Raw genomic sequence first — 25,873 nt, 5'->3', positions numbered from 1 at the left:
AGGCCGGCGGACGGAGTCCGGCGCAGCCTTCCGAAGCCTGCGAAGCAGTGCGAGGGGGGCGTCGAGAGTGGGTCGTTCGCGCCGCCGGGCGGAGTCTTTGGGGATCCCCTTACGGGGGCGTTGGGACCGCGGCGGTGCCGACGGGCGGCGCGGCCGTCCCCTTCTTTCAGGTCAAGAAGGAGGGCCGGCGCCCTTACCACCGCACTGGCTCGGCGCCGCCGCGGTCCTCACGCTTGTCCGGATCGCCGGCCACCCCTCATCCGGGTCGGCGGTCCGGACCACGTACGGCACTGACCTCCCGTCAGATGCCGTACGCAGTCTGGGTGCTGCTGGTCGGTCAGTCCTCGCGCAGGGCGCGGACCGCCTCCGCCACGCGCTTGCCGTACTCCGTGTCGGCGGCGGCGAAGTGCGCGAGGTTCTTCTCGATGACGTCCTCGCGGGACACCTGGGACAGACCGCCGGCGATGTTGGCGATCAGACGGCCCTTCTCGTCCTCGGACATCAGGCGGTAGAGCTCGCCGGCCTGGAAGAAGTCGTCGTCCTTGGTGTGCTGCGGCGCCTCGTGGGTGCCGGTCCAGCCGTGGATCGCGAGCGGGGCGGAGAGCGCCGCGTCGGTCTGGGCCGGGCCCTGGTACGAGTTGGGCTCGTAGTTCTTGTCGTGGCGCGAGCCCTGGCGGGTGGCCATGAGACCGTCCCGGCCGTAGTTCTCGGCGACGGTCGCCTTGGGAGCGTTCACCGGCAGCTGGGTGTGGTTGACACCGAGGCGGTAGCGGTGGGCGTCCGCGTAGGCGAAGAGGCGGCCCTGGAGCATCTTGTCCGGCGACGGGCCGATGCCCGGGACGAAGTTGTTCGGGGAGAACGCGGCCTGCTCGACCTCGGCGAAGACGTTGTCCGGGTTGCGGTCGAGGACCAGCCGGCCCACGCGCTGCAGCGGGTAGTCGGCGTGCGGCCACACCTTGGTGAGGTCGAACGGGTTGAAGCGGTAGTCCGCGGCCTCGGCGGCCGGCATCACCTGGACGTACAGGGTCCAGGAGGGGTTCACGCCCCGCTCGATCGCCTGGAGCAGGTCGGTCTGGTGCGAGTTGGCGTCCTTGCCGACGAGCTCGGCGGCCTGGTCGGCGGAGAGGGAGCGGATGCCCTGGTTCGTCTTGAAGTGGTACTTGACGAAGAAGGCCTCGCCCGCCTCGTTGGTCCACTGGTAGGTGTGCGAGCCGTAGCCGTTCATGTGGCGGTACGAGGCGGGGATGCCGCGGTCGCCCATGAGCCAGGTGATCTGGTGGGTGGCCTCGGGGGCGTGCGCCCAGAAGTCCCAGACGTTGTCCGGCTCCTGCTTGCCCGTGAAGGGGTCGCGCTTCTGCGAGTGGATGAAGTCGGGGAACTTGATCGGGTCCTTGATGAAGAACACCGGGGTGTTGTTGCCGACGAGGTCGTAGTTGCCCTCTTCGGTGTAGAACTTCAGGGCGAAGCCGCGCGGGTCGCGGACCGCGTCCGCGCCACCGAGCGAGTCGGCCACGGTGGAGAAGCGGATGAAGGTCTCGGTCTTCTTGCCGACCTCGGAGAGGAACGCGGCCTTCGTGAAGCCGGTGACGTCGTCGGTCACCTCGAAGTACCCGTACGCGCCGGAGCCGCGGGCGTGCACCACGCGCTCCGGGATCCGCTCACGGTTGAAGCGCGCGAGCTTCTCCAGCAGGTGCTGGTCCTGGAGGAGGAGAGGGCCACCGACGCCGGCGGTGGCGGAGTTCTGGTTGTCGGCGACGGGGGCGCCGGACTCGGTCGTAAGCACGCGCTTCGACATCGTGACCTTCCGTACGGGAGCTCTGCTGAGGTGCGAGGAGCGTAGATTCGGCTCGAACACAACGTCAACAGTTTGTTGAAAAGGAAGTGTGGTGTTCCGGTCGGCGGCGGCGCCTGGGCGCGACAGGACAGGTGTCAGCGCCGCCGCCGACCGGAAATCAGGGGCCCCCGCGAGAGGGGCGCTGGGTCAGACCTGCTGGCCGGAGAGGCGCTCGACGGCGCGCAGCAGGGCCGAGTGGTCCAGGCCGCCGTCACCCTGCGCGCGCAGCGAGGCGACGAGCTGGGCGACGACCGCGCCGACCGGGAGGGCCGCACCGACGTTGCGGGCGGCGTCGGTGACGATGCCCATGTCCTTGTGGTGCAGGTCGATCCGGAAACCGGGCTTGAAGTCGCGGTTCAGGAAGTTGTCCTTCTTGCGGGTCAGGACCGTGGAGCCGGCCAGGCCGCCGTTGAGGACGTCCAGGGCGGCCTGGAGGTTCACGCCGGACTTCTCCAGGAAGACCACGGCCTCGGCGCACGCCTGGATGTTGACCGCGACGATCAGCTGGTTGGCGGCCTTCACCGTCTGGCCGGAGCCGTGCGGCCCGCAGAGCACGATGGTCTTGCCGAGGGCCTCCAGGATCGGGAGGGCCTCGTCGAAGTCGGCCTGCTCGCCACCGACCATGATCGAGAGCACGGCCTCGATGGCGCCGGCCTCGCCGCCGGAGACGGGCGCGTCGATGACGCGGATGCCCTTCTCCTTGGCGTTCTTGGCGAGGTCGACCGAGGTCTGCGGGGTGATCGACGACATGTCGACGATCAGCGCGCCGGACTTCGCGTTCTCCAGGATGCCGTTCTCGCCGTAGGCGATGGCCTCGACCTGGGGGGAGGCGGGCACCATCGTGATGATGACGTCGGCGTCCTTCACGGCCTCGGCGATCGACGCGGCGGCGGTGCCGCCGGCCTTCGCGAGCCGGTCCAGCTTGTCCTGCTCCAGGGTGAAGCCGGTGACCGAGTAGCCGGCCTTCAGCAGGTTCTCGGACATGGGGGAGCCCATGATGCCGAGACCGATCCAAGCGATCTTGGGGAGGTTGCTCATGAGGGTGCCTCTCAAAACAAGGTGGTACGGGGAGAAGTCGCTGGTCAGCGGGAGGCGCGGGCCTCGGCCGGGAGCCACTCGAAGGACGCGGCGGCGTCGGCGGCCTTGTACTCCAGGCCGATCCAGCCGTCGTAACCGGCCTTCTTCAGCTCGTCGAGGAGCTGCTCCAGGGGCAGGTCGCCGGTGCCCGGCGCGCCGCGGCCCGGGTTGTCCGCGATCTGGACGTGGCCGGTCTTGGCGGCGTACTCGGCGATGACCTGGCTGACGTCCTCGCCGTTCATCGACAGGTGGTAGATGTCGAGGAGGAACTTGGCGTTGCCGAGTCCGGTGGCCGCGTTGACCTTGTCGACGACCTCGATGGCGGCGGGGGCGCTCACCAGCGGGTAGAGCGGCGACTCCGGCTTGTTGAGGGTCTCGATCAGCAGGATCGCGCCGATCCGGTCCGCCGCGCGGGCGGCCAGGACCAGGTTCTCCAGGGCGAGGGTGTCCTGGATCTGCGGGTCGACGCCCTCGACGCGGTTGCCGTAGAGCGCGTTGAGCGCCTTGCAGCCGACCGAGGCGGCGAAGTCCGCCGCCACCTCGATGTTGGCGCGGAAGCGGTCCGACTCGTCGCCGGGCACGGAGAGGGCTCCGCGGTCCGGGCCGGGCAGCTGCCCGGCGTAGAAGTTCAGGCCCACCAGCTGGGTGCCGGCGTCCTCAAGAGCCTTCTTGAGGGCGTCGAGCTCGCTCTGCTCGGGGGTGGCGGTGTCGATCCAGGGCCACCACAGCTCGACCGCGGTGAAGCCCGCCGCGGCGGCGGCCGCGGGGCGCTCCAGGAGCGGGAGTTCCGTGAAGAGGATCGACAGGTTCACATCGAAGCGCTGGTCCGTGTATCCCATGAGGGGTGCGCTCCTTCCGTATTGCGGAAGTAAGTTTCTGTCTGACGGAATGTTGCAAGGTGGGCGGCGCGCTTGTCAAGAGGTCCCCGCAGGTCCGGGGCTCCCCTGGAGCCGGATGGGGCCGTAGCGTGGGGCCATGGTGCGTTTGAGAGTGGAGTTCACGACCGAGCCGTTCGACCTCGACGAGGCGCCGGCGCACGCGGTCGTGGCCCGTGAGGTCATCCAGTCGGCCGAGCTGGACGCGGTCGACGTCGGCCCCTTCGGCAACACGGCGGAAGGTGCCGCCGACGCGGTGCTCACCGCCGTCGACGCGCTGCTGCGCGAATCGCTCGCGGCCGGCGCCACCCGCGTCTCGCTCCAGGTCAACGTCATCGGGGAGGGCGAGAAGTGAGCGAGCACCCCTTGGTGGCGGCGGTGAAGCCGCTGGTCGACGCCATGGGCGCCGAGGTGCTGGTCCCGGCGCAGGCGGGGGCCGACGACGTCGTCCTGTCCTGGGAGGGTGAGGACGTGCTCGCCGTGCGGCTGCCCCAGCTGTCCGACTCCCTCGACCACATCCTGGCCGCGATGGAGCGGCGGCACGGGATGCCACTGGCCGAGCTCGACCGCAAGTCCAAGCAGGAGGCCGTGCGGCTCCTCGAGGCGCGCGGTGCCTTCTCGGTGCGCCATGGGGTGGAAACGGTGGCGGGTGCACTGGGTGTCAGCCGCTTCACCGTGTACAACTACCTCAACAGGGAGACCGCCCTGAACAGGGAAAAGGCGCCCAAGGCCGACTAGTTGATCATGTGTGACCACGAGCCGTCGTCCAGATGTCGGGACGACGGCTTTTGCGTGGCCGAGTTTTCAACAAAGTGTTGACGTTGTGTTGCGGAGGGCGTTAGCTATCCGCAGCCCGTCCGACGCACAGCGAAAAACAGCCACGGAGGCTTCCCGTGACTTCAGGTACGACACCGGGCCTCACCCGGTTCAACACCTCGGCGGACAGCGAGGCCGTCGCCACGCTCCACGAGGTGTGTTCCAGTTCGGCGTGGGGGAGCAAGATCCTCGCCCAGCGCCCGTACACCACCGCCGAAGCGCTCTTCCTCGCCAGTGACGCCGCCATGGCCGAGCTGACCGCCGAGGACCTGGCCGAGGCGATGGCGGGGCACCCGCCGATCGGTCGTCCGAAGGCAGGGGACCCGACCTCCTCCCGCGAACAGAGCGGGATGGCCGGCGCCACCGCAGAGCTCAAGGCCGAGATGCTCGAACTCAACCTGGCCTACCAGGACAGGTTCGGACACGTCTTCCTCATCTGCGCCACCGGCCTGACCGGCGAGCAGATGCGCGACGCGCTCCGGCAGCGGATCGACAACCCGCCCGAGGCGGAGCGGGAGATCGTCCGCACCGAACTGGGCAAGATCAACCGCATCCGGCTGACCCGTCTTGTAGAGACCCCCGAGTCTCCCAGGACCTCCGAGACCTCCGAGGAAGAGAGCTCCGCATGAGCACCGACACCACGGCCTCGGTGTCCACCCACATCCTGGACACCAGCATCGGCCGCCCCGCCGAGGGCGTCGCCATCACGCTCGCGGCCCGCAGCCGCTCCGGCGCGGAGTGGGTCGCGCTCGGCGGTTCCGCCACCGACGCGGACGGACGCTGCAAGGACCTGCCGGCCCTGCCGGAGGGCACCACCCACGTACGCCTCGACTTCGAGGTCGAGACGTACTTCTCAAAGAAGCAAGCCGAGGCGCAGCAGGACGCCCCCCGCGTAAGGGACAGCGGTGCGTTCTTCCCCGAGGTGGCGATCACGTTCGCCGTCACCCCGGGCGAGCACTACCACGTACCGCTGCTGCTCAACCCGTTCGGCTACTCCGTATACCGAGGGAGCTAGCAGACATGCCCACGATTCTCGGCCAGAACCAGTACGGCAAAGCAGAGAACCGCGTCGTCAAGATCACGCGGGACGGCGACACCCACCACATCAAGGACCTCAACGTCTCCGTCGCCCTCTCCGGCGACCTCGACGACGTCCACCTCACCGGCTCCAACGCCAACTGCCTCCCCACCGACACGACGAAGAACACCGTCTTCGCGTTCGCCAAGGAGTACGGCATCGAGTCCGCCGAGCAGTTCGGCATCCACCTCGCCCGCCACTTCGTGACGAGCCAGGAGCCGATCAAGCGGGCGCGCATCCGGATCGAGGAGTACGCCTGGGAGCGCATCGCCCCCTCCGAGGCCAACTCCAAGTTCATCGGCGCCGACGAGGTCAACCACTCCTTCGCCCGCAAGGGCCAGGAGACGCGGGTCACCCAGGTCACCTACGACGGCACGACCTGGGAGGTCATCTCCGGCCTCAAGGACCTCGTCGTCATGAACTCCACCAACTCGGAGTTCTGGGGCTACATCAAGGACCAGTACACGACGCTCCAGGAGGCGTACGACCGCATCCTGGCCACGCAGGTGTCCGCCCGCTGGCGGTTCAACTGGACCGACGACGAGCAGCGCATGCCCAACTGGGAGCGGTCCTACGAGCAGACCAGGAAGCACATGCTCGAAGCCTTCTCGGAGACGTACTCGTACTCGCTCCAGCAGACGCTCTACCAGATGGCCACGCGCATCATCAACCACCGCTCGGAGATCGACGAAGTCCGCTTCTCGCTCCCGAACAAGCACCACTTCCTGGTCGACCTCGAGCCCTTCGGTCTGAAGAACGACAACGAGGTCTACTACGCCGCCGACCGCATGTACGGCCTCATCGAGGCCACCGTCCTCCGCGACGGAGCCACGGCGCAGATCCCGGTCGACATGACCAACCTCTAAGCGGCATCTGAGTGACCGGCCCCGCCCGCCCGCAGTCGGGCGGGGCCGCACCAGAGCGGAGGATTTCCCATGGCACAGCCCGCAGAGGGGCCGGCGCACGCCGAAGGCCCGTGTTCCACCCCGCCGGACAGCACCCCTCAGGTCCATCCGGTGGACGAAAAGCTTCCCGCATCGCGGCTCGTCCCCGCGGCACTCCAGCACATCGCCGCCATGTACGCCGGCGTCGTCACTCCTCCGCTCATCATCGGCCAGGCCGTCGGCCTGGACACCGCCGGGATGACCCGGCTCATCGCGGCCAGTCTGCTCATCGCCGGCTGCGCGACCATCCTGCAGACCATCGGCGCCGGACGCTTCGCCGGCAACCGGCTCCCGTTCGTCAACGCGGCCTCCTCCGCCGGCATCGCCCCGATGCTCGCCATCGCCGAGACCAGCGCACCGGGCCACCAACTCCCCGCCATCTACGGCGCGGTGATGGTCGCCGGAGTCTTCTGCCTCGCCGTCGGCCCCTTCTTCGGCAGGCTCCTGCGCTTCTTCCCGCCGCTCGTCACCGGCGTCGTCATCACCCTCATCGGGGTGACCCTGATGCCCGTGCCCGTCGGCTGGGCGCAGGGCGGCGACAGGACGGCCGCCGACTTCGGCGCCATGAAGTACCTGGCCCTCGCCGGCTTCACCCTCGTCGTCATCCTGCTCTTCCAGCGCTTCGGCAAGGGCTTCGTCAAGCAGATCGCGCTGCTCCTCGGCCTCTTCATCGGCACCCTCGCCGCGATCCCCTTCGGGATGGCCGACTTCACCGCCCTGCGCGAGGCCCCCGTCGCGGCACTGCCCGCCCCCTTCGCCTTCGGCGCCCCCGAGTTCCAGCCCGCGGCGATCCTCTCCCTGTGCATCGTCATGCTGGTCCTGATGACCGAGTCCAGCGCCGGCATGCTCGCCCTCGGCGAGATCTGCGAGCGGCGCAGCGACGGCCGGACCATCACCCGGGGACTGCGCACCGACGGCATCGCCACCCTGCTCGGCCCCGTCTTCGGCGGCTTCCCGACCTCGGCCTTCGCCCAGAACGTCGGTGTCGTCTCGCTGACCCGGGTCCGCTCCCGGTACGTGGTCGCCGTCGCCGGTGGCGCCCTGCTCGTCCTCGGCGCCTTCCCCGTCCTCGGCGCGGTCGTCTCGATGGTCCCGATGCCCGTCCTCGGCGGCGCCGGCATCGTCCTCTTCGGCTCGATCGCGGTCAGCGGCATCCGCACCCTGTCGGAAGCCGGACTCGACGACAGCTCCAACATCATCCTGGTGGCCGTCGCGCTCGGAGCGGGCATCATCCCGCTCGCGGCGCCCACCTTCTACGCGGGCTTCCCGGCCTGGGCGCAGACCGTGCTCGGCTCGGGCATCAGCGCGGGCGCGCTCGTCGCCGTCCTGCTCAACCTGTTCTTCCACCATCTCGGCACCCGGAGCCGTCACACGGCCCCGGCACTCAAATCCTCCTAGGGTCCTGCCGTGCCCACACCACCCCAGAGGAATGAAGGAACCACCGCCATGGCAGCACCTTCGGCAGCCCAGCGCGTCGTCATCGAGAACGCGGCGATCGCGACCGTCGACGCGCACGACACCGAGTACGCCTCCGGCCACCTCGTCGTCGCCGACAACAAGATCGAGTCCATCGGTGCCGGCAAGGCTCCCGAGGGCCTGGAGAACGTGGTCCGGAGGATCGACGCCACCGGTCACCTGATCACGCCCGGCCTCGTCAACACCCACCACCACTTCTACCAGTGGATCACCCGGGGTCTGGCGACCGACCACAACCTCTTCAACTGGCTGGTCGCGCTCTACCCGACCTGGTCGCGGATCGACGAGTCGATGGTCCGCGTCGCCGCCCAGGGCTCCCTGGCGATGATGGCCCGCGGTGGCGTCACCACCGCCATGGACCACCACTACGTCTACCCGAAGAACTCCGGTGACCTGTCCGGCGCCATCATCGGTGCCGCCTCCGACATGGGCGTCCGCTTCACCCTCGCCCGCGGCTCGATGGACATGAGCGAGAAGGACGGCTTCCTGCCGCCCGACTTCGCGGTGGAGACCACCGAGGGCGCGCTCGCCGCGACCGAGGAGACCGTCAAGAAGTTCCACGACGCCTCCTTCGACGCGATGACCCAGGTCGCCGTCGCCCCCTGCTCCCCCTTCTCCATCTCCACCCAGCTGCTCAAGCAGGGTGCCGAGCTGGCCCGCCGCCTCGGGGTGCGCATGCACACCCACGGCTCGGAGACCGTGGAGGAGGAGAAGTTCTGTCACGAGCTCTTCGGGATGGGCCCGACGGACTACTTCGAGTCCACCGGCTTCCTCGGCGAGGACGTGTGGATGGCGCACTGCGTCCACATGAACGACTCCGACATCGCCGCCTTCGCCCGCACCGGCACGGGCGTGGCGCACTGCCCCTCGTCCAACGCGCGCCTCGCCGCCGGCATCGCCCGCGTGCCCGACATGCTCAAGGCGGGCGTCCCCGTCGGCCTCGGCGTCGACGGCACCGCCTCCAACGAGTCGGGCGAGCTCCACACCGAGCTGCGCAACGCGCTCCTCATCAACCGTCTCGGCGCCCACCGCGAGGCCGCGCTCAACGCCCGCCAGGCCCTGCGCCTCGGCACCTACGGCGGCGCGCAGGTCCTCGGCCGCGCCGACAACATCGGCTCGCTCGAAGCCGGCAAGCTCGCCGACTTCGTCCTCTGGAAGATCGACGGCCTCGGCCACTCCTCGATCGCCGACCCGGTCACCGCCGTCGTCTTCGGCGCCGCGGCCCCGGTCACCGCCTCCTTCGTCAACGGCAGGCAGATCGTCGAGAACAACCGACTGCTGTTCGCCGACGAGGAGCAGATCGCGCGCGACGCGCGCGCGGAGGCGCAGCGCCTGGCCCGCGTCACGGCCCAGGGCTGATCCTCCCCATGGAGTCCGACCGAGGGGGACGGCCCTCGGTCGGTCGCCGCGGACCCGAGCGGGGTCCGCGGCAGCCCGACCGGGAGGCGCCGTACGCAGAAGACGTACGGCGCCTCCCGGGAAGGTGACACCCGCCCGCACCCCCCACCGGGCACCCCGTCCCCGCGCGACGCCCTCTCCACGTGCGCACCGCACCACCCCGCAACGAGCCGCACCTCCTGCACCCCGCACCGCATCGCACCACCTCCCTGAACCCCGCGTCGCCGCCGACGTGTAACCGACCGGAGGAACCGCCGTGGCCGCCAAGCCCCAGGTTCGCAATGCACAAGACGCAGGCTCCGCCCCCGAAGACCGGGAGACACATCCGGTCGACGAGACGCTGCCCCCAGTGAAGATGCTCACCAGCGGCCTCCAGCACGTGGCCGCCATGTACGCGGGCGTCGTCGCCCCGCCCCTGATCGTCGGAGCGGCCGTCGGCCTCTCCGGCACCGAACTCACCTTCCTGACCGGTGCCAGCCTGTTCACCGCAGGACTCGCCACCTTCCTCCAGACGCTCGGCATCTGGAAGATCGGCGCCCGGCTGCCGTTCGTCAACGGCGTCACCTTCGCCGGCGTCGCACCGATGCTCGCCATCGTCGACACCACCGAGAACAAGGCCGACGCGCTCCCCGTGATCTTCGGCGCGATCATCGTCGCCGGACTCCTCGGCTTCCTCGCCGCCCCCTGGTTCTCCCGGCTCGTGCGGTTCTTCCCGCCGGTCGTCACCGGCACCGTGATCACCCTCATCGGTGTCTCCCTCCTCCCGGTCGCGTTCGGCTGGGCCCAGGGGCCCAACCCCCAGGCGAAGGACTACGGTTCGACCACGTTCCTCACCCTGGCCGGCATCACGCTCGTCGTCGTCCTGCTGCTCCGCCGCTTCACCCGCGGCTTCCTCAAGCAGATCGCCGTCCTCGTCGGCCTCGTCATCGGCACCGTCATCGCCATACCGTTCGGCGTCACCGACTTCTCCCCGGTGACCGAGGCGGACATCGTCGGCTTCCCGACTCCGTTCCACTTCGGCGGCCCGCAGTTCGCCCTCGCCGCGATCATCTCCATGTGCGTGGTCATGCTGGTCTCCATGACCGAGTCGACCGCCGACATGCTGGCGCTCGGCGAGATCGTCGACCGGCCGGCCGACGAGAAGACCATCGCGGCCGGACTGCGCGCCGACACCCTCGGTTCCGCGATCAGCCCGCTCTTCAACGGCTTCATGTGCAGCGCCTTCGCGCAGAACATCGGCCTGGTCGCCATGACCCGGATCAGGAGCCGCTTCGTCGTCGCCTGCGGCGGTGGCTTCCTGGTCCTGATGGGCCTCTCGCCGGTCGCCGCCTCGCTCATCTCGGTCGTCCCCCGGCCGGTCCTCGGCGGCGCGGGCGTCGTCCTCTTCGGCTCGGTCGCCGCCAGCGGCATCCAGACCCTGGTCAAGGCCGGCCTGGAGAAGGACAACAACGTGCTGATCGTGGCCGTCTCGCTGGCCGTCGGCATCATCCCGATCACGGCGCCGGAGTTCTACCACGCCTTCCCCGAGACCGCGAAGATCATCCTGGACTCCGGCATCTCGACCGGCTGCGTGGCGGCGGTCCTGCTCAACGTGGTCTTCAACCACCTGGGCGCGGGCCGGGACGACGACGAGGTCACCGCACCGATGGAGCCCGGCGAGGAGATCTCCGGCAGCCAGGCGGCGAAGGCGGCGCACGTCCACTGAACCCGCCCGACACCCCACCGCCCGCCCCGGGCCCCGCGCACTCCGCGGGGCCCGGGGCCGTGGTGCTGATCAACCCCAACACCTCCACCGCCACGACCGCGATGATGACCGCCATCGCCCGACGAACCCTCGGCCTCGCCCTCCCGGACGGGGGCGGGGACGGTGTCCCCTCCGTCCGGGGTGTCACCGTGCGCCGGGGGCCCCGCATGCTCACCGACCCGGCGGCCCTGCGCGCCGCCGCCCCCGAAGTCCTCGCCGAGGGGCTGCGCGCCACGGCCGCCGGCGGCTGCGCGGCGCTCGTCGTCGGGGCCTTCGGCGACCCGGGCGTCGAAGCGCTCCGCGCGGCGGCCGGTGTCCCCGTCGTGGGCATCGGCGAGGCGGCCCTCAGGGAAGCGGCCGCCGACGGGACCCCCTTCGGCGTCGCCACCACGACACCGCTCCTGGCCGAGGCCATCGACGCGCGCGTGACGGCCCTCGGCCTCGCCGGCGGGTACACGGGCCTCCGCCTCACCAGGGGGGAACCCGAACGGCTCTCCGCCGACCCCGCGCTGCTCCTCGACCGACTGGAGGACGCGGTCCGCGCCTGTGCGGAGCGCGACGGCGCCCGGGCGGTCGTCATCGGCGGCGGCCCACTGGGCGAGGCGGCGGAGGAGCTCCGGATCCGTTGCGCGGTCGGGATCGTCGCCCCGATCCCGGCGGCCTGCCGGGCGATCGTGCGCCTGCTGTCCGGATGACCGTCACGGAGCCCGCCCGCGTGACGGTTCACCGCTCCACCGCGATCCGGCGACGGCACTCGCCGGCCAGCGCCGGGTACACGGCTCCGATCGCCTCGTACAGCCGCCGCCGCAGCAGCCGCTCGGCCTTGCCGCGCCCGGTCTCCCCGTACAGGCCGTCGAGCAGCACCTCGTACCGCGAGAGGGCGTACCGCAGATACGTCACCTGCCACCGCACGAGCGCTCCGGCGGGCGCCTCGGCAGGCGCCACGAGCGCGACGGGCGTCCCACGCCCCGCCCCGGCCCCCGTCCCGGCCCTCTCCGAGGCCCCCACCCGCGGGCTTCCGGGGCTCCGTGCCCCGAGGAGCTGTCGGTGGCGGACGGCCCGCCGCTCCAGTTCGGGCGCGGGCAGCCGGGGCACCTCGATCGGCTCCGCGCGGATCGCGGCCAGGACGGCGGCCCTGCGCCGCTCGGCGTAGGCCGCGGCGGCCGATGAGCGGGCCGGGGCGAGTGCCGAGGTCTCGGCGAACTCCGGTGTCCGCTCCACCGTCTCGACCCGGGCCAGGAGATAGAGCCGCAGCGGCGCCAGGGACCAGCGGCGCGGGTCGCGGCCCTGGACGTCGGGCGTGCCGAGCAGGTCCCGCACCATCGTGTCGGTCCAGCCCCGGCGGCGCACTCCGGCGAAGGTCACATAGGTCGTACGGTCCGTCATGATTCCCCCAGATTCGACTACGGAGAGTGATGTTCTCAGTGAAGCGCACGCCACTGACAACGCCCCCTTGCCGTGCCCCGCCCGGCTGTGCGATATAGGTCTGGACCTTTTCGACGGACGGAGGCCGGCCCGTGCAACGCCCGCTCGCCGCAAGCCTGTTGACCCCGCTCGTAGTCGCCGTCGCCCTCACCCTCACCGGGTGCGCGGGCGCCGCCGCACCCCCGCCCGAGGACACCCGCGCCCCCACCGCGCCCACCGGGGTCACCGCGACCGCCGGCAGCGCGAGCACCGTCCACGTCATGTGGAACGCGTCCACCGACGACCGCGCCGTCACCGGCTACACCGTCTACAGCGAGGGCCGCAGGATCAGGGACCTCCCCGCCACCACCCTCATGACCGACGTCGTCGGACTCGCCCCCGCCACCCTCCACCGCTTCACGGTCCGCGCCCGCGACGCCGCCGGCAACACCTCACCCCCGAGCACCACCGTCACCGCCACCACCCTCCGCGCCGCCGCGGAGGACCGCACGCCCCCGACCGCGCCGGCCGCCCTCCGCGCCACGCCCGACGGCAGCCGCGCCGCCACCCTCCGCTGGTCCCCGGCCAGGGACGACACCCGGGTCACCGCGTACGACGTCTACCAGGCCGACACCCGTATCCACACCGTGCCCGGCACCACCACCGTCGCCCGCGTCACCGATCTCCGCCCCGGCACCGCCTACGCGTTCACCGTCCGCGCCCGCGACGCCGCCGAGAACTCCTCCCCGGACAGCGCCCCCGCCGACCTCACCACGGCCCCGTCCCCGGGAGCACCCCCGAACACCGCCCCCACGGGCCTCGCCGTGACCGCGGCCAGGGGCGCGATCACCGTCACCTGGACCCCGCCGGCCACCGGCGCCCCGGTCACCCACCACGAACTCCACCTCGACGGCCGCTTCGCCACCACCATCGTCTGGGGCACCACCCCGCCCCCCGGCCGCGCCACCTACACCTTCCCCGTCCAGGACCCCCCGGGCACCCGCTGCACCGTCACCCTCCGCGCCCGACTCCCGGACGGCACCTGGGGCGACTTCTCGGCCCCCCGGACGGTGGCCGTGCGCTGACGACGCGGGCTCACGGGCGCGCGGGCGCGCTGACGGCGCGGGCGCGCGGGCCGCGTCCGGCACATGGCCCGGGCGTCCGCGTCCCGCGGAGACCCCGGTGATTCCGAGCCGCGCCCCGCCTGCGCCGTACGCCCGATTCGTCCCCGCCGAACTACCCTGGGAAGCGTGGCCGAGACCGTTCTGACCAACACCGGGCTCGACAGCTTCCTCGACGGAGCGCCCGAGCGCCGCGATCCCGTGTTCGTCCGCGCCGCCGAGGCGGTCCTGGGGCTGCTCGCCCTGCGCGGAGCCGACCGGGGGAGCGGAGTGCCCGAACCGACGCCCTCGCTCGTCCGGCATCTGCTCGTCGAGGACCTGCCCACGTTCGTGTACGCGGCACCCGGGGACCTCGAGGTCTACCCGGCCGTGCTCGGGGAACTCGCCGGGCGGTTCGACGGGGAGCTGCGCGAACGGGTCGCCGACGTCGTGGCGGAGGCCGGGCCCGACTTCGAGCGGGCCATGACCGACCCCGGGAACCTCACCTGGCACCGCTGGTACGCCTCGCTGCTCCGGTCCTGCGGCGCGGACCTCGCCGATCCCGAGGACGTACGGCGCCGGCTCGCCGCCCTCGACGGGGCGCCGCTCCCCGACGGTGTGCACCGGGCCGACCTGATGGGGCGTACGGCCCTCGCCGACGTCCTCCTCGCCGAGGCCCTCACCCGCGCGTACGTACGGGACGCGGAGGAGCCGCCTCCCGTCGGGCCGCTGCTCACCGACCACGCCGTCGCCACCGGCATCGGGCAGGTGGCCGCCGCGCTCCAGGACCGGTGGACCGCCGCCGGTCTCGCCGAGCAGCTCGCCGGACCGTACGCGCGCTTCGCGCCCGGACCCGACGCCTTTCCCCACCTCGTGCTCGCCGACGCCCTGCTCGACGAGCATCTCGACCACTACGGGGACGCCGCCGTCCCCGCGCCCCCGCCGCCCGCGATCGACGCCGGGCCCGTCGAGGAGGAGGCGGACACCCTCATCGCCGCCGTCGAGGAACTGGCGGAGGAGGAGTTCGAACCGTACGGAGGAGAGGCTCCCCACCTCCTGTACGTGGTCTACCGGCGCGGCTGCTCGGCCGAGTCGATCGCCCGCAAGGCCGCCGAGTACGAGGACTGGTCCGTCGATCCGGACCTGGAGGACCTGCCCGTACCGGTACCGGCCGAGGCGTCCGACGGGTACGAGCTGCCGCCCCTGCCCGAACTCGTCCGGCTCCTCGGCACGACCGGTCTCACCGAGGCCGACCGGGCGGGTCTCGACGGGCCGGCCCGCGATCTGGCCGCGGTCCTCGACCGGCTCGCCGCCACCGGGCTCGTCTTCCGCGCCGGCGACGCCTTCGGCCTCACCCCGCGCGGCGCGGACACCGTGCGGTACCTGCTCCGGGTGCGCGGGGTCGCCGCGCCCCGCGCCGCCGAGGTCAGGGAGTGGGCGGCGCCCGACCTCGTCGCCGCCGCGGCGGGCTGGGCCGGCTGCGTCGCCACGCGCGTGCTCGCCGACTGGCTCCACGCGCGCGGGGACACCGCCGACGCCTGGTCCGAGCTGCTCGCCGCCCTCGGCACCGTCCACGCCGGCACCTCCGACGCGGCCGCCGTCCGGGGGCTCTTCGCCGCCCTCGACACCGCCCCGCCCGACGCCCTGCGCGGCGCGCTCCGGGACCCGGTGATCGGCGCGTACGCCCATCAGGCCCTGCGTCTGCGGGGTGAACCGTCCGACCTGGTCCAGGTGGGCACCTCGGCACGGGCGCTGTACGTCCTCGACGCGCTGCCCGCCAAGAAGGGCCCCCTGGAGGCCCGCCGTACCGCCTTCGACACGGCGGCCGCCGCCTGGCCGGGCGGGTCCGCCGCCCTGGTGCGGGCGATGGAGGCGGCGGACCGCCACGAGACGGAGCGGGTCCTCGGCCCGCTCGGTCTCACCGCGCAGTGAGCCTCATGCCGTGGACCTCATCCTGTGATGAGGTACATCCCCGACGGTCCGGACCCCGCCGTGTTGCGGCAGCTGTGGTTGCCGGTGGGGCGGGCGTTGATCAGGGCCAGGCAGCGGCCGAGGGCCTGCTGGCCGTAGGCGTTGGGGTGCACGGACTCCTGGACGAGGCCCTGGGTGCTCTGGCTGTCGATCCAGCGCGCCCACTCGCTCGTCGCCCCCGAAGCGGGCACGGTCGAGGTCACCTGCTTGCTCGCCTTGGCGCAGACCTCGCGCCCCTGGAGCGCGTCGCGCAGGTCCATGAACTGCACGCCCTTGGCCGCCGCGACGCCCTTGAGACGGTTGGCGATCTGAGGGACGAGGGAGTCGCGGGCCCAGTTGGAGTCGAGGTCCCAGAAGGGGCAGCCGCCGGTGTTCGTACGGGCCCAGCCGCTCTCGGAGTAGCGGTTGTCGGCGGCGCGGGGGATGGGGGACGGGTACGACTGAAGGACGATCCGGTAGTCGGACGAGCCGTAACCGGCGGCCGTCATGACGGCCCGGATCTCGTCGACCGAGCGGCCGACGTTTGCCATGACCCCGTCGATCTTCGCGTCGACCTCGGCCTGCTGGTCGTCGTGGCAGTACGAGTACCAGACGATGTAGTCGGTCGCGCAGGTGGTGATGATGTCGGCGAACCCGAGGTCGTTGCCGCCGACGGAGAGCGCGATCAGCTTCACGTCGTGCGAGGCGGCCACGGCCGCCAGCTGGTCGGCCTGCGGGGCCTCGCCCTTGTAGGCCACGCCGCCCTGGGAGGCGCGGAAGACGTTCTTCGTCGTCGCCCCGGAGCAGGCGAGGTTGACGAGGGAGCTCGCGATCGCTCCGGCGCTCTTCACCTCTGCGGTGTCCGAGCGGTGACAGCCGCCCGCGGTGGCGCCGTACACCCGGGAGGGGTCGTAACCGCTGCCCGTCCAGGCGCGGTCGGTGCCGTTGCGGCTGCCGGAGTTGGTGAGGCTGTTGCCGAGCCAGCGGCCGGCCTCGCCGGAGATGTAGCTGTCGCCCATGGCGACGACGGCGGTGGGCCCGGTGCCCGGGGAGGCGGTGGCTGTGGGGGCGGCGACGGAGGCGAGCCCGGCGGCGGTACACAGTGCCAGGAATGCGCGCAGCGCGCGGTGGGGGGTCGAAGGCATGGCTGTGCTCCTGCGGTATGCGGTGCGCAGTGACGTGGGGGACGGCCGCCGGCCGGTGGCATGGCGGAATCTCGCACGTCGCGGCTTGTTACCGCTAGGTAGCTGCATATCTCGGTTCCGTCACGTCCCCTGTGCCGACACAGGGAAGACGGCACAGGGAAGAGAGCACAGGGAAGAGAGCACAGGGAAGACGGCACAGGGGACGCGACAGGGCCCCGCCTCCGGTGCTGTGCGACACCGGGGGCGGGGCCCTGATCGGAAAGGCTGTACGGCAGCTGTGCGGGCAGCCGGTCAGCGGGTCCTGTGTTCCCGTGCGGTCAGCCGACCAGCTGCTCGTACGCGGGCAGCGTCAGGAAGTCCGCGTAGTCCGCGTCGAGGGAGACGTGGAGCAGCAGGTCGTGCGCCTGCTGCCACTTGCCGGCCGCGAAGGCCTCCTCGCCGATCTCGGCGCGGATCGCGGCCAGCTCCTCGGCGGCGACCTTGCGGGCCAGCTCCGGAGTGGCCGTCTCGCCGTTCTCGAACACGACACCGGCGTTGATCCACTGCCAGATCTGCGAGCGCGAGATCTCGGCGGTGGCCGCGTCCTCCATCAGGTTGAAGATGGCGACGGCGCCCAGGCCGCGCAGCCACGCCTCGATGTAGCGGATGCCGACCTGCACGGCGCTGACCAGGCCGTCGTACGTGGGCTTCGCGTCCAGCGAGTCGATGGCGATCAGGTCGCCGGCCGCGACGGAGACGTCCTCGCGGAGACGGTCCTTCTGGTTCGGCTTCTCGCCGAGGACGGCGTCGAAGGAGGCCATCGCGATCGGCACCAGGTCGGGGTGGGCGACCCAGGAGCCGTCGAAGCCGTCGCCGGCCTCCCGGTCCTTGTCGGCCTTGACCTTCTCGAAGGCCACCTTGTTGACCTCGGCGTCCCTGCGGGACGGGATGAACGCCGCCATGCCGCCGATCGCGTGCGCGCCGCGCTTGTGGCAGGTGCGCACGAGGAGTTCGGTGTACGCGCGCATGAACGGGGCCGTCATCGTGACCGCGTTGCGGTCCGGCAGGACGAACTTGGCGCCGCCGTCACGGAAGTTCTTGACGATGGAGAAGAGGTAGTCCCAGCGGCCCGCGTTCAACCCGGCGGCGTGGTCGCGGAGTTCGTAGAGGATCTCCTCCATCTCGTACGCGGCCGTGATGGTCTCGATGAGGACGGTGGCGCGGACGGTGCCCTGCGGGATGCCCACGTAGTCCTGGGCGAAGACGAAGATGTCGTTCCAGAGGCGGGCCTCCAGGTGCGACTCCGTCTTCGGCAGGTAGAAGTACGGGCCCTTGCCGAGGTCGATGAGCCGCTGCGCGTTGTGGAAGAAGTACAGGCCGAAGTCGACGAGCGCGCCCGGCACCGGGCGTCCCTCGAAGGTGAGGTGACGCTCCTCCAGGTGCCAGCCGCGCGGCCGCATGACGACCGTGGCGAGCTCCCCGGCGGGCTTGAGGGCGTACGACTTGCCCGAGCGCGGGTCGGTGAAGTCGATGTTCCGGGTGTACGCGTCGATCAGGTTGACCTGGCCCAGGACGACGTTCTCCCAGGTCGGCGCCGAGGCGTCCTCGAAGTCGGCGAGCCAGACCTTCGCGCCGGAGTTGAGCGCGTTGATCGTCATCTTGCGGTCGGTCGGGCCGGTGATCTCGACACGGCGGTCGTTCAGGGCCGCCGGGGCCGGCGCGACCTTCCAGGAGTCGTCGGCGCGGATCGCGGCGGTCTCCGGCAGGAAGTCCAGGCTGGACGTGCGGGCGATCTCGGCGCGGCGCTCCGCCCGGCGGGCGAGGAGCTCGTCCCTGCGCGGGGTGAACCGCCGGTGCAGTTCGGCGACGAAGGCCAGGGCGGCCTCGGTGAGCACCTCTTCCTGACGCGGCAGGGGCTCGGCATCGACGACGGCCAGGGGGGACGGCGCTGGTGCGGACATGAACTGTCACTTCCTTCAGCGGACTTCACGGGCGGTGCCAGGCGGCCGCCGGGCGTCGCGGGACGGCACGGAGTGCCGCAGGCGCCGAGATACGGCCGCGAACGCCTTCTGAACGAGCAGGCGCTTCTGAACAGTGGATACTAGTTTCCTCATGGTGGAAGTTCAATGGTTTGTTGATGTCGAGATTCTCAGGATCGACAGACCATGGCGCTCAGTGCCAGGCCGTGCACACCCCGCTCACTCCTCATTCCTCACCCTCGCTCCGATCACTCCAAGTGGGACAGGTCCGCCTCCGTGTCGATGTCGTACGGCTCGGCCACATCCGAACAGTCCACCGGAGTGATCGCATCCCGGTGCGCCGCCAGATAGTCCCGCGCGCCCCGGTCACCCACCGCCGCCTCGGCGATGCCCGCCCAGTGCCCCGCCCCGAACAGCACCGGATGGCCGCGCTCCCCGTTGTACGCGGCCGCCGCGAGCGAGTCCCGCGAGCCGTACGCCGCCCGGACCCGGGCCACCGCCTCCGCCCCGATCCCCGGCTGGTCCACCAGGAGTACGAGCGCGGCGTCCACCTCCCGCGGATCGGCGGCCAGCGAGGCGAGGCCGGCCCGCAGCGAGGACCCCATCCCCTCCGCCCAGTCCGGGTTGTCCACCAGCACACAACCGGCCAGCTCCGCCCGCTCCCGCACGGCACCGGCGGACGCCCCGAGCACCACGTGCACCACCTCGCACCCGGCCACCCGGAGCACTCCCACCGCGTGCTCCACCAGCGGCCGCCCCCGATGGGAGAGCAGCGCCTTGGGCCGCCCCCCGAGCCGCCGCCCGCCCCCGGCGGCGAGGAGGAGACCGGCGACGACGGGGGTTCGATCATTCGCTGTTGTCATGGAGAGTGCATACCGCATCGGGCGGAATCACACGGTCGCCTGAATTCCGACCGTCAGGGGTGGCGCGCCGGGGTGGCGAAGGAGTTAACTGGCCCGCGACTCGCGGCGCCCCGACCATCGTCCGGCGGGTCGGCTCGGTGTGTGCGGCGTGTGTGGTGTGGTCGGTCTGTTCGGGGTACGGCGTTCTGCGCACAGTGTCGTGCGAGGGGGAGAACCGTGTTGCGAAGCGTGGGGCAGAGGCGAGTGACCGGCGAGGGCGTGGACCCCAGGGTGGCCGAACTGCGGTCCGCCGTGTCCCGGCTGAGGCGCGAACTGGCCGCGCATCGGGTGGAGTTCGCCGATCGCGGCATCGCCGAGGGCGAGCTCGCCGCCCTGGACGCGATGGCGCTCAGCGGCGCCCCCGAGGTACGGCGGCTGCGCCGCTCCCTGCTGATCGTCGCGGGCTGCGTCGGATCCGTCAGCGCGCTCGCCGAGGGGCTGGCAGGGGTCCGTCACGCCGTCGAGCTCTTCGGGCCCCCGCCCGCCCAGGACCCCGGAGCCACCGTCTGACTCGGCGGGCCCCGGAGCTACCGTCTGATCAGCCGACGTGCCGTCGCCGTCGCCACCGCCGCCGTCCGCGAGTCCACGCCCAGCTTCGCGAAGACGTGTACAAGGTGCGACTTCACCGTCGCCTGGCTCAGGAACAGCGCCTTGCTGATCTGCAGGTTCGACAGGCCCTCGCCGACCAGCTGGAGCACTTCGAGCTCGCGCTTCGTCAGCGCCTCCGCCGGCGTCCGCATCCGGTCCATCAGCCGGTGCGCCACCGCCGGGGCCAGGGCCGACTGCCCGGCCGCCGCCGTCCGGACCGCCGCCGCCAGCTCCTCCGGCGGCGCGTCCTTCAGGAGGTAGCCGGAGGCACCCGCCTCCACCGCCGCGAGGATGTCCGCGTCCGTGTCGTACGTCGTCAGGACCAGCACCTTCGGCCCGCCGGGCGCCGCCGTGATCGCCGCCGTCGCCTCCGACCCGTGCATCCCGGAGCCGAACTGCAGGTCCATCAGGACCACGTCCACACCTCCGGCGGCGGCCAGCTCCACCGCGCGCTCGGCGGTGGCCGCCTCCCCGGCGACGGCGAAGTCCGGCTCCGTGTCGAGGACCGCGCGCAGGCCCGCCCGTACCACCGGATGGTCGTCGGCGAGGAGGAGACGGATGGTCATGGTCGGACTCCAGCGGGGAGAGGGAGGGACACGGCGACCGCCGTGCCCTGGCCGGGCGCGGACTCCACGGTGAACGTGCCGCCCAGCGACTCCGCCCGGGAGCGCATCGCCGGAAGCCCGAAACCGCCGTCGGACGAGGGACGGCGTACGGAGACGGGCTCAAAGCCCGCGCCGTCGTCGACCACGTCCAGGGTGACCGAGGCGTCCATGAACGACAGGGTGATCTCCGCCCGTGAGGCCGCCGCGTGCCTGACCGTGTTCGCGAGCGCCGACTGCGCGATCCGCAGCAGCGCCACCTCGTACGGGGTCGGCAGCTCGACCGGCGTACCGCTCACCGAGAACCGGACCCGCGGCCCGGCCTCCGGCGGGTGCGGACTCGGACCCGGACCCGGATGCGCACCGGCTCCCGGTCCGTACGGTCCCTGCTCGTGCGACCCCTGCTCGCACGGACCCTGCTCGCACGGACCCGGTTCGTACGGACCCGGTTCGTGCGGATCCGCCCCCCGTCCCGGTTCGCACAGTCGTTCAAGCGCCGCCGCCAGGGAGCCGTGCTCCAGGTCCGGCGGGGACAGCGCGCGGACGAAGCGCCTCGCCTCCGCCAGGTTGTCCTGCGCCGCCCGGCGCGCCCGGTCGATGTGGCCGGCGGCCGGGGAGCCCGGCGGCAGGGCCCGCTCGGCCGCCCGCAGCAGCAGCTGGATCGAGGACAGGCCCTGCGCAAGCGTGTCGTGGATCTCCCGGGCGAGCCGCTCCCGCTCGGCGAGCGTCCCCGCGTGCCGCTCCGCCGCCGCCAGCTCCGCGCGCGTCGCGAGCAGCTCCTCGATGAGCCGGCGCCGCCGTTCGCTCTCCCGGTAGAGGGCCTGGTAGCCGAGGACCGTCGCCACCGCGACCGCCGCGCCGAGCAGCGGCCCGATGAAGACCCCCGGGTTGAGCGTCGCGCCGTGCCCCACGTACGAGAGGATCGCCGCGCCCGCCGTCAGCGTCACCACCGGCAGCGACCAGCGCGCGGGGAGCAGGTGCAGCTGGAGGAAGTAGAGCGGGAAGGCCACCCAGAGCGCCTCCGGCGTCAGCCAGAGCAGCGCCAGCCAGGACGCGCCCAGGGCCCCCAGCCACACGGCGGCCGCCCGCTGCGAGGCCCGTACCGACGGCAGGTACGAACCGGCCGCGTACACCGCGCCCGTCAGCACCGCGAGCGCCGTCCCCGCGACCGAGTCCGCCCGCACCGCGGCGAGGGCGAGCAGGCCCGCCATCAGCAGGTGCAGACAGAGGCGCAGCGCGCGCAGGGCGGGGGTGAGGGAACGCCGGGTGGGATGGGGGGAGGAGCGCAGGGCGGGGTGGGGGGAGGAGCGCAGGGCGGGGTGGGGGGAGGAGCGGGGATCCATGGTCTCTCCAGCGTAGACACCGGGCGGCGATCCGGACTCAACCGAAAGTTTGACGGCGGGGCCATCCGTGGCGCGATGCCGACGCGGCGTCCCGCCGACCACTCTGGTCAGCATGTTCGTGGCATGGAGAGACCTCAGATTCGCCAAGGGGCGATTCGCCCTCATGGGCACCGTGATCGTGCTGATCACCCTGCTCGTGGGGTTGCTGTCAGGGCTGACCGCCGGGCTCGCGCGGGAGAACGTCTCCGCGATCACCGGGCTGCCCGCCGACCGGCTGGCCTTCGCGGCGCCGCCGTCGGGGCAGTCGGTCTCCTTCACCAACTCGGCGGTGACGGAGGAGCAGTGGCGCCGCTGGTCGGAGCGGCCCGGGGTGACGGCCGCGGCGCCGCTCGGCATCCGTACCCTCAACGCCGCCGCCGGGGACCGTACCGCCGCCGTGTCGGCCTTCGGTACGGAGCCGGAGGCCGGGCTCGCGCCCGTGGCCCCCGGCGCGGGGAGGGCCGTCCTCTCCGGGTCGGCGGCCGGGGAGCTGGACGTCGCCACCGGTGACGCCGTCCGTATCGGCCCCCTGGAGCTCACCGTCGCGGCGGTCGCCGGCGACGCCTCGTACAGCCACACCCCGGTGGTGTGGATCTCCCTCGACGACTGGCAGCGGCTCGGCCACAACGGCACGACCGCGGGGGAGCAGGCCACCGTCATCGCGCTGCGCGGGGACGGCGGGGCCGACTGGGCGGCCGGTGACAGGGCCGTCGGCACCGAGGCGCGGACCGCCGAAGGGGCCCTCACCGCCATAGGGTCCTACCAGGCGGAGAACGGCTCGCTCCAGCTCATGCGCGGTTTCCTCTTCGCCATCTCCGCGCTCGTCATAGGGGCCTTCTTCACCGTCTGGACCATCCAGCGCAGCGGTGACGTCGCCGTCCTCAAGGCGCTCGGCGCCTCCACCCCGTACCTCCTCGGGGACGCCCTCGGGCAGGCCGTCCTCGTGCTCGGCGCGGGCACCCTGCTCGGTACCGCGCTCGCCGTCGGCATCGGGGCCGTGGTCAGCGGCCGGAACGTGCCGTTCGTCCTGGAGCCGCTGACCGTCCTCGGGCCGGCCGCCGTGATCATCGTCCTCGGTGTGCTCGGTGCGGCGCTCTCCATCCGGCGGATCACCGCCGTCGACCCGCTCACCGCCCTCGGGAGCGCCCGATGAGCCCCGCCACCCCTTCCAGGAGCACCCCATGAGTCTCGTCCTCGACGCCGTCACCCTCACCTACCCCGACGGGGACGGCCGCCTCACCGCCCTCGACGACGTCTCCCTCACCGTCCCCGCCGGTGCGCTCACGGCGGTCGTCGGCCCCTCGGGCTCCGGCAAGTCCAGCCTGCTCGCGGTCGCCGCCACCCTGGTGACCCCGGACCGGGGGCGGGTCGTCGTCGCCGGTACGGACACGAAGGCGCTCACCCCGGCCGGCAAGGCGCGGCTGCGCCGCGAGCACATCGGGATCGTCTTCCAGCAGCCCAATCTGCTGCCCTCGCTGAGCGCGGCCGAGCAGCTCCAGGTGATGGCCCGTCTGTCCGGGCGTTCGCCGAGGGCGGTACGGGGGCGGGCCCTGGAACTCCTCGGCGCGGTGGGCCTCGCGGACCAGGCCCACCGCAGGCCGCACCAGCTCTCGGGCGGTCAGCGGCAGCGGGTGAACATCGCGCGGGCCCTGATGAACGAGCCGTCCGTGCTCCTGGTCGACGAGCCGACCAGCGCGCTGGACCACGAGCGGGGTGCGGCGGTCATGGATCTCCTCGCCACGCTGACGACCGAGCGGGGCACGGCGACGGTCCTGGTCACCCACGACCGCACGCACGTCGCCCGCACCGACCGCACGGTGACGGTCCAGGACGGGAGGCTTACGGCGGAGCCGGTACGGGCCTGAGGTCAGCCGAACCAGACCACCAGACGGACGTTCTCGTCCCCGTGGACGGCCGCCAGCTCGCGCATCGCCGTCCATACCGGACCCCAACCGCTGCCGTCAGGTGGGGCGAACAGGCGGGCCGTCAGGGTCACGGGGCGGTACACGGCACCGTTCCAGGGGACCTCGGCGCCCGGTGGCCACTCCGGTGGCATCAGGTCCTCGCCGAAGATCTCCTCCGACGCGTCGAGGACCTCGATCGGTGTCCAGGGCACGTCGTCCAGGGTGAGTTCGCCGTCCGGGCCCGGCCGCCATACGCCGATGCGGTTCCCGTCGGGGCCGTCGCCGAGCGGCACGTCCCGGTCGACGGCCGCGGCCCCGGCCCACGTGGCGTACGCGTGGCAGTGGTGGAGCTCGTCGTACGTGCTCGGGACCGGGTCGGACACGTCGTCCGGGCACCCCCGCCGGTCGAACAGGGCCCGGTCCACGCCGAGGCGGCCGCCGAAGCCGAAGAGGCCGTCCCAGGCGTGCCGGTCGCGCCCGAGCGCACAGTCCGGCAGGCCGAGCGCGATGCCCCAGCGGCCACCGCGCTCGCGTATCTCGATCACCCCGTCGACGTCCGCACCCATGGCGACGAGTTCAGGGCCTGTATCAGGCCGTGCTCAGCCCTGCCCGTTCCCGTTCCCCGCCGTGTTCGCCAGTGCCGCCGACAGTTCGCGGGCCACCTGCTGGAGGATCGGGACGATCTTCTCAGTGGCCGCCTCGGTCACGCGGCCCGCCGGGCCGGAGATCGAGATCGCCGCGGCGGTGGGGGAGTCGGGCACCGGCACCGCGAGGCAGCGGACTCCTATCTCCTGCTCGTTGTCGTCGACCGCGTACCCCGTCTCGCGGACGGCGACGAGCGCGTCGAGGAAGCCGTCCGGCGTGGTGATCGTCTTCTCGGTCGCGGCCGGCATGCCGGTACGGGCGAGCAGTGCGCGTACCTCCTCCGCCGGGGTGTGCGCGAGGAGCGCCTTGCCGACACCGGTCGAGTGCGGCAGCACCCGTCGGCCGACCTCGGTGAACATGCGCATCGAGTGCTTGGACGGCACCTGCGCCACGTACACGATCTCGTCGCCGTCGAGCAGCGCCATGTTCGCGGTCTCGCCGGTCTCCTCGACGAGCCGCGCCAGGTACGGGCGGGCCCAGGTGCCGAGGAGGCGGGAGGCGGATTCGCCGAGCCGGATGAGCCGGGGGCCGAGCGCGTACCGCCGGTTGGGCTGCTGGCGCACGTAGCCGCAGGCGACCAGGGTGCGCATCAGACGGTGGATGGTGGGGAGCGGGAGTCCGCTGCTGGCGGAGAGTTCGCTCAGCCCGACCTCGCCCCCGGCGTCGGCCATCCGCTCCAGGAGGTCGAAGGCACGCTCAAGGGACTGGACGCCTCCGCTCGCGGCGGGTTTGGCGGCGTCGGTGGTGCTGGCGCTGGACGTCGGCACGTCAACGGTCCTTTCGAGGCAGGCGGGCAAGGCAGCAGCCTACCGGGCCACCGGCCGGGGCACCCGGCCCCGGCCCCGGCGTACGCGCCGGTCAGGGGGTGTTTGTCCGGTGTCGGCGCGGGTCCGGCGGGAGCCGGGTCCGCCCCGCATGTGCGGAGCTACGTTCTACTGTACGGAATTATCTTTCCACTTTGTGGAAACATCCAAGACGGGTTCGGTGGCGGCCGATGCTGGAAGTGTGCCCTTGACGACATGTCGCCCGGAAGTGAAGACTCCTTTTCAAC

General features: G+C 72.0%; 25 protein-coding genes. 14 read left to right on the top strand and 11 right to left on the bottom strand.

Features of this window, described 5'->3' with window-relative positions; genetic code table 11:
- Positions 1–337: 337 nt before the first annotated feature.
- From ACFWUY_RS15535 to ACFWUY_RS15525, 3 genes are all read right to left on the bottom strand, one after another.
- Positions 338–1,795, bottom strand: coding sequence for a catalase (locus ACFWUY_RS15535; RefSeq protein ID WP_384107564.1), 1,458 nt, complete (start codon positions 1,793–1,795; stop codon positions 338–340).
- Positions 1,796–1,981: 186 nt separating this feature from the next.
- Positions 1,982–2,872 carry a 2-hydroxy-3-oxopropionate reductase gene (locus ACFWUY_RS15530; protein WP_384107562.1) on the bottom strand — a complete coding sequence of 297 codons (891 nt, stop codon included), beginning with the start codon at positions 2,870–2,872 and terminating at the stop codon, positions 1,982–1,984.
- A 44-nt stretch (positions 2,873–2,916) separates the two neighbouring features.
- Positions 2,917–3,750 carry a TIM barrel protein gene (locus tag ACFWUY_RS15525; protein WP_384107561.1) on the bottom strand — a complete coding sequence of 278 codons (834 nt, stop codon included), beginning with the start codon at positions 3,748–3,750 and terminating at the stop codon, positions 2,917–2,919.
- A 139-nt stretch (positions 3,751–3,889) separates the two neighbouring features.
- Here ACFWUY_RS15525 and ACFWUY_RS15520 point away from each other — a divergent pair, with 139 nt between their 5' ends.
- The 9 genes from ACFWUY_RS15520 (at position 3,890) to ACFWUY_RS15480 (ending at position 11,937) form a co-directional block, all read left to right on the top strand.
- Positions 3,890–4,141 (top strand): hypothetical protein, encoded by a 252-nt coding sequence (locus ACFWUY_RS15520; protein ID WP_384107703.1) that lies wholly within the window; start codon positions 3,890–3,892, stop codon positions 4,139–4,141.
- A gap of 44 nt (positions 4,142–4,185) precedes the next feature.
- Positions 4,186–4,524: a helix-turn-helix domain-containing protein gene (locus tag ACFWUY_RS15515; RefSeq protein WP_384107700.1), complete on the top strand. Its 339-nt coding sequence runs from the start codon at positions 4,186–4,188 to the stop codon at positions 4,522–4,524.
- Between the two features lie 155 nt (positions 4,525–4,679).
- Complete coding sequence (uraD, locus tag ACFWUY_RS15510; protein WP_384107559.1) at positions 4,680–5,231, top strand: 2-oxo-4-hydroxy-4-carboxy-5-ureidoimidazoline decarboxylase; 552 nt, start codon at positions 4,680–4,682, stop codon at positions 5,229–5,231.
- Positions 5,228–5,617: a hydroxyisourate hydrolase gene (uraH, locus tag ACFWUY_RS15505; RefSeq protein ID WP_384107557.1), complete on the top strand. Its 390-nt coding sequence runs from the start codon at positions 5,228–5,230 to the stop codon at positions 5,615–5,617. The genes uraD and uraH overlap by 4 nt, the downstream gene beginning before the upstream one ends.
- Positions 5,618–5,622: 5 nt before the next feature.
- On the top strand, positions 5,623–6,546 hold the full coding sequence (gene pucL / locus ACFWUY_RS15500; protein WP_384107554.1) for a factor-independent urate hydroxylase: 924 nt from the start codon (positions 5,623–5,625) through the stop codon (positions 6,544–6,546).
- Between the two features lie 69 nt (positions 6,547–6,615).
- Positions 6,616–8,022 (top strand): nucleobase:cation symporter-2 family protein, encoded by a 1,407-nt coding sequence (locus tag ACFWUY_RS15495; protein ID WP_384107552.1) that lies wholly within the window; start codon positions 6,616–6,618, stop codon positions 8,020–8,022.
- A 48-nt stretch (positions 8,023–8,070) separates the two neighbouring features.
- Positions 8,071–9,459 (top strand): 8-oxoguanine deaminase, encoded by a 1,389-nt coding sequence (locus ACFWUY_RS15490; RefSeq protein WP_384107550.1) that lies wholly within the window; start codon positions 8,071–8,073, stop codon positions 9,457–9,459.
- A gap of 295 nt (positions 9,460–9,754) precedes the next feature.
- A complete protein-coding gene (locus tag ACFWUY_RS15485) occupies positions 9,755–11,203 on the top strand; it encodes a nucleobase:cation symporter-2 family protein (RefSeq protein ID WP_384107548.1) in 1,449 nt (482 codons plus the stop codon).
- 59 nt (positions 11,204–11,262) lie between these two features.
- Entirely contained in the window at positions 11,263–11,937 is a 675-nt protein-coding gene (locus ACFWUY_RS15480; protein ID WP_384107546.1) for an aspartate/glutamate racemase family protein, read from the top strand.
- 28 nt (positions 11,938–11,965) lie between these two features.
- Here the strand turns inward: ACFWUY_RS15480 and ACFWUY_RS15475 are convergent, their stop codons facing one another.
- Entirely contained in the window at positions 11,966–12,628 is a 663-nt protein-coding gene (locus tag ACFWUY_RS15475) for a hypothetical protein (protein WP_384107544.1), read from the bottom strand.
- A 131-nt stretch (positions 12,629–12,759) separates the two neighbouring features.
- Here ACFWUY_RS15475 and ACFWUY_RS15470 point away from each other — a divergent pair, with 131 nt between their 5' ends.
- Together ACFWUY_RS15470 and ACFWUY_RS15465 are read left to right on the top strand one after the other, a co-directional pair.
- On the top strand, positions 12,760–13,731 hold the full coding sequence (locus ACFWUY_RS15470) for a fibronectin type III domain-containing protein (protein ID WP_384107542.1): 972 nt from the start codon (positions 12,760–12,762) through the stop codon (positions 13,729–13,731).
- A 165-nt stretch (positions 13,732–13,896) separates the two neighbouring features.
- Entirely contained in the window at positions 13,897–15,678 is a 1,782-nt protein-coding gene (locus tag ACFWUY_RS15465) for a hypothetical protein (protein WP_384107540.1), read from the top strand.
- A 17-nt stretch (positions 15,679–15,695) separates the two neighbouring features.
- Here the strand turns inward: ACFWUY_RS15465 and ACFWUY_RS15460 are convergent, their stop codons facing one another.
- The 3 genes from ACFWUY_RS15460 to ACFWUY_RS15450 form a co-directional block, all read right to left on the bottom strand.
- On the bottom strand, positions 15,696–16,841 hold the full coding sequence (locus ACFWUY_RS15460; protein ID WP_384107538.1) for a GDSL-type esterase/lipase family protein: 1,146 nt from the start codon (positions 16,839–16,841) through the stop codon (positions 15,696–15,698).
- A 317-nt stretch (positions 16,842–17,158) separates the two neighbouring features.
- A complete protein-coding gene (gene aceB, locus ACFWUY_RS15455; protein WP_384107536.1) occupies positions 17,159–18,781 on the bottom strand; it encodes a malate synthase A in 1,623 nt (540 codons plus the stop codon).
- A gap of 266 nt (positions 18,782–19,047) precedes the next feature.
- Positions 19,048–19,662: an NTP transferase domain-containing protein gene (locus tag ACFWUY_RS15450; RefSeq protein ID WP_384107534.1), complete on the bottom strand. Its 615-nt coding sequence runs from the start codon at positions 19,660–19,662 to the stop codon at positions 19,048–19,050.
- A gap of 216 nt (positions 19,663–19,878) precedes the next feature.
- On the opposite strand from ACFWUY_RS15450, the gene ACFWUY_RS15445 reads away from it, so the two are divergent.
- Positions 19,879–20,211 (top strand): DUF5955 family protein, encoded by a 333-nt coding sequence (locus ACFWUY_RS15445; protein WP_384107532.1) that lies wholly within the window; start codon positions 19,879–19,881, stop codon positions 20,209–20,211.
- 17 nt (positions 20,212–20,228) lie between these two features.
- On the opposite strand, the gene ACFWUY_RS15440 is transcribed toward ACFWUY_RS15445, so the two are convergent.
- Both ACFWUY_RS15440 and ACFWUY_RS15435 read right to left on the bottom strand, forming a co-directional pair.
- On the bottom strand, positions 20,229–20,855 hold the full coding sequence (locus ACFWUY_RS15440; RefSeq protein WP_384107530.1) for a response regulator: 627 nt from the start codon (positions 20,853–20,855) through the stop codon (positions 20,229–20,231).
- Positions 20,852–22,234 carry a histidine kinase gene (locus ACFWUY_RS15435; RefSeq protein WP_384107528.1) on the bottom strand — a complete coding sequence of 461 codons (1,383 nt, stop codon included), beginning with the start codon at positions 22,232–22,234 and terminating at the stop codon, positions 20,852–20,854. Before ACFWUY_RS15435 ends, ACFWUY_RS15440 begins: the two co-directional genes overlap by 4 nt.
- Before the next feature lie 112 nt (positions 22,235–22,346).
- On the opposite strand from ACFWUY_RS15435, the gene ACFWUY_RS15430 reads away from it, so the two are divergent.
- Both ACFWUY_RS15430 and ACFWUY_RS15425 read left to right on the top strand, forming a co-directional pair.
- A complete protein-coding gene (locus tag ACFWUY_RS15430) occupies positions 22,347–23,426 on the top strand; it encodes an ABC transporter permease (RefSeq protein WP_384107525.1) in 1,080 nt (359 codons plus the stop codon).
- A gap of 28 nt (positions 23,427–23,454) precedes the next feature.
- Entirely contained in the window at positions 23,455–24,138 is a 684-nt protein-coding gene (locus ACFWUY_RS15425; RefSeq protein WP_384107523.1) for an ABC transporter ATP-binding protein, read from the top strand.
- A gap of 2 nt (positions 24,139–24,140) precedes the next feature.
- Here the strand turns inward: ACFWUY_RS15425 and ACFWUY_RS15420 are convergent, their stop codons facing one another.
- Complete coding sequence (locus ACFWUY_RS15420; protein WP_384107520.1) at positions 24,141–24,743, bottom strand: hypothetical protein; 603 nt, start codon at positions 24,741–24,743, stop codon at positions 24,141–24,143.
- A gap of 33 nt (positions 24,744–24,776) precedes the next feature.
- Positions 24,777–25,589, bottom strand: coding sequence for an IclR family transcriptional regulator (locus ACFWUY_RS15415; protein ID WP_384107516.1), 813 nt, complete (start codon positions 25,587–25,589; stop codon positions 24,777–24,779).
- Positions 25,590–25,873: the final 284 nt, after the last annotated feature.

Source organism: Streptomyces sp. NPDC058664 (assembly GCF_042716635.1).
Taxonomy (GTDB): domain Bacteria; phylum Actinomycetota; class Actinomycetes; order Streptomycetales; family Streptomycetaceae; genus Streptomyces.
The sequence above is the reverse complement of the archived record's forward strand: the minus strand, read 5'-3'. Positions and strand labels throughout refer to the sequence as shown.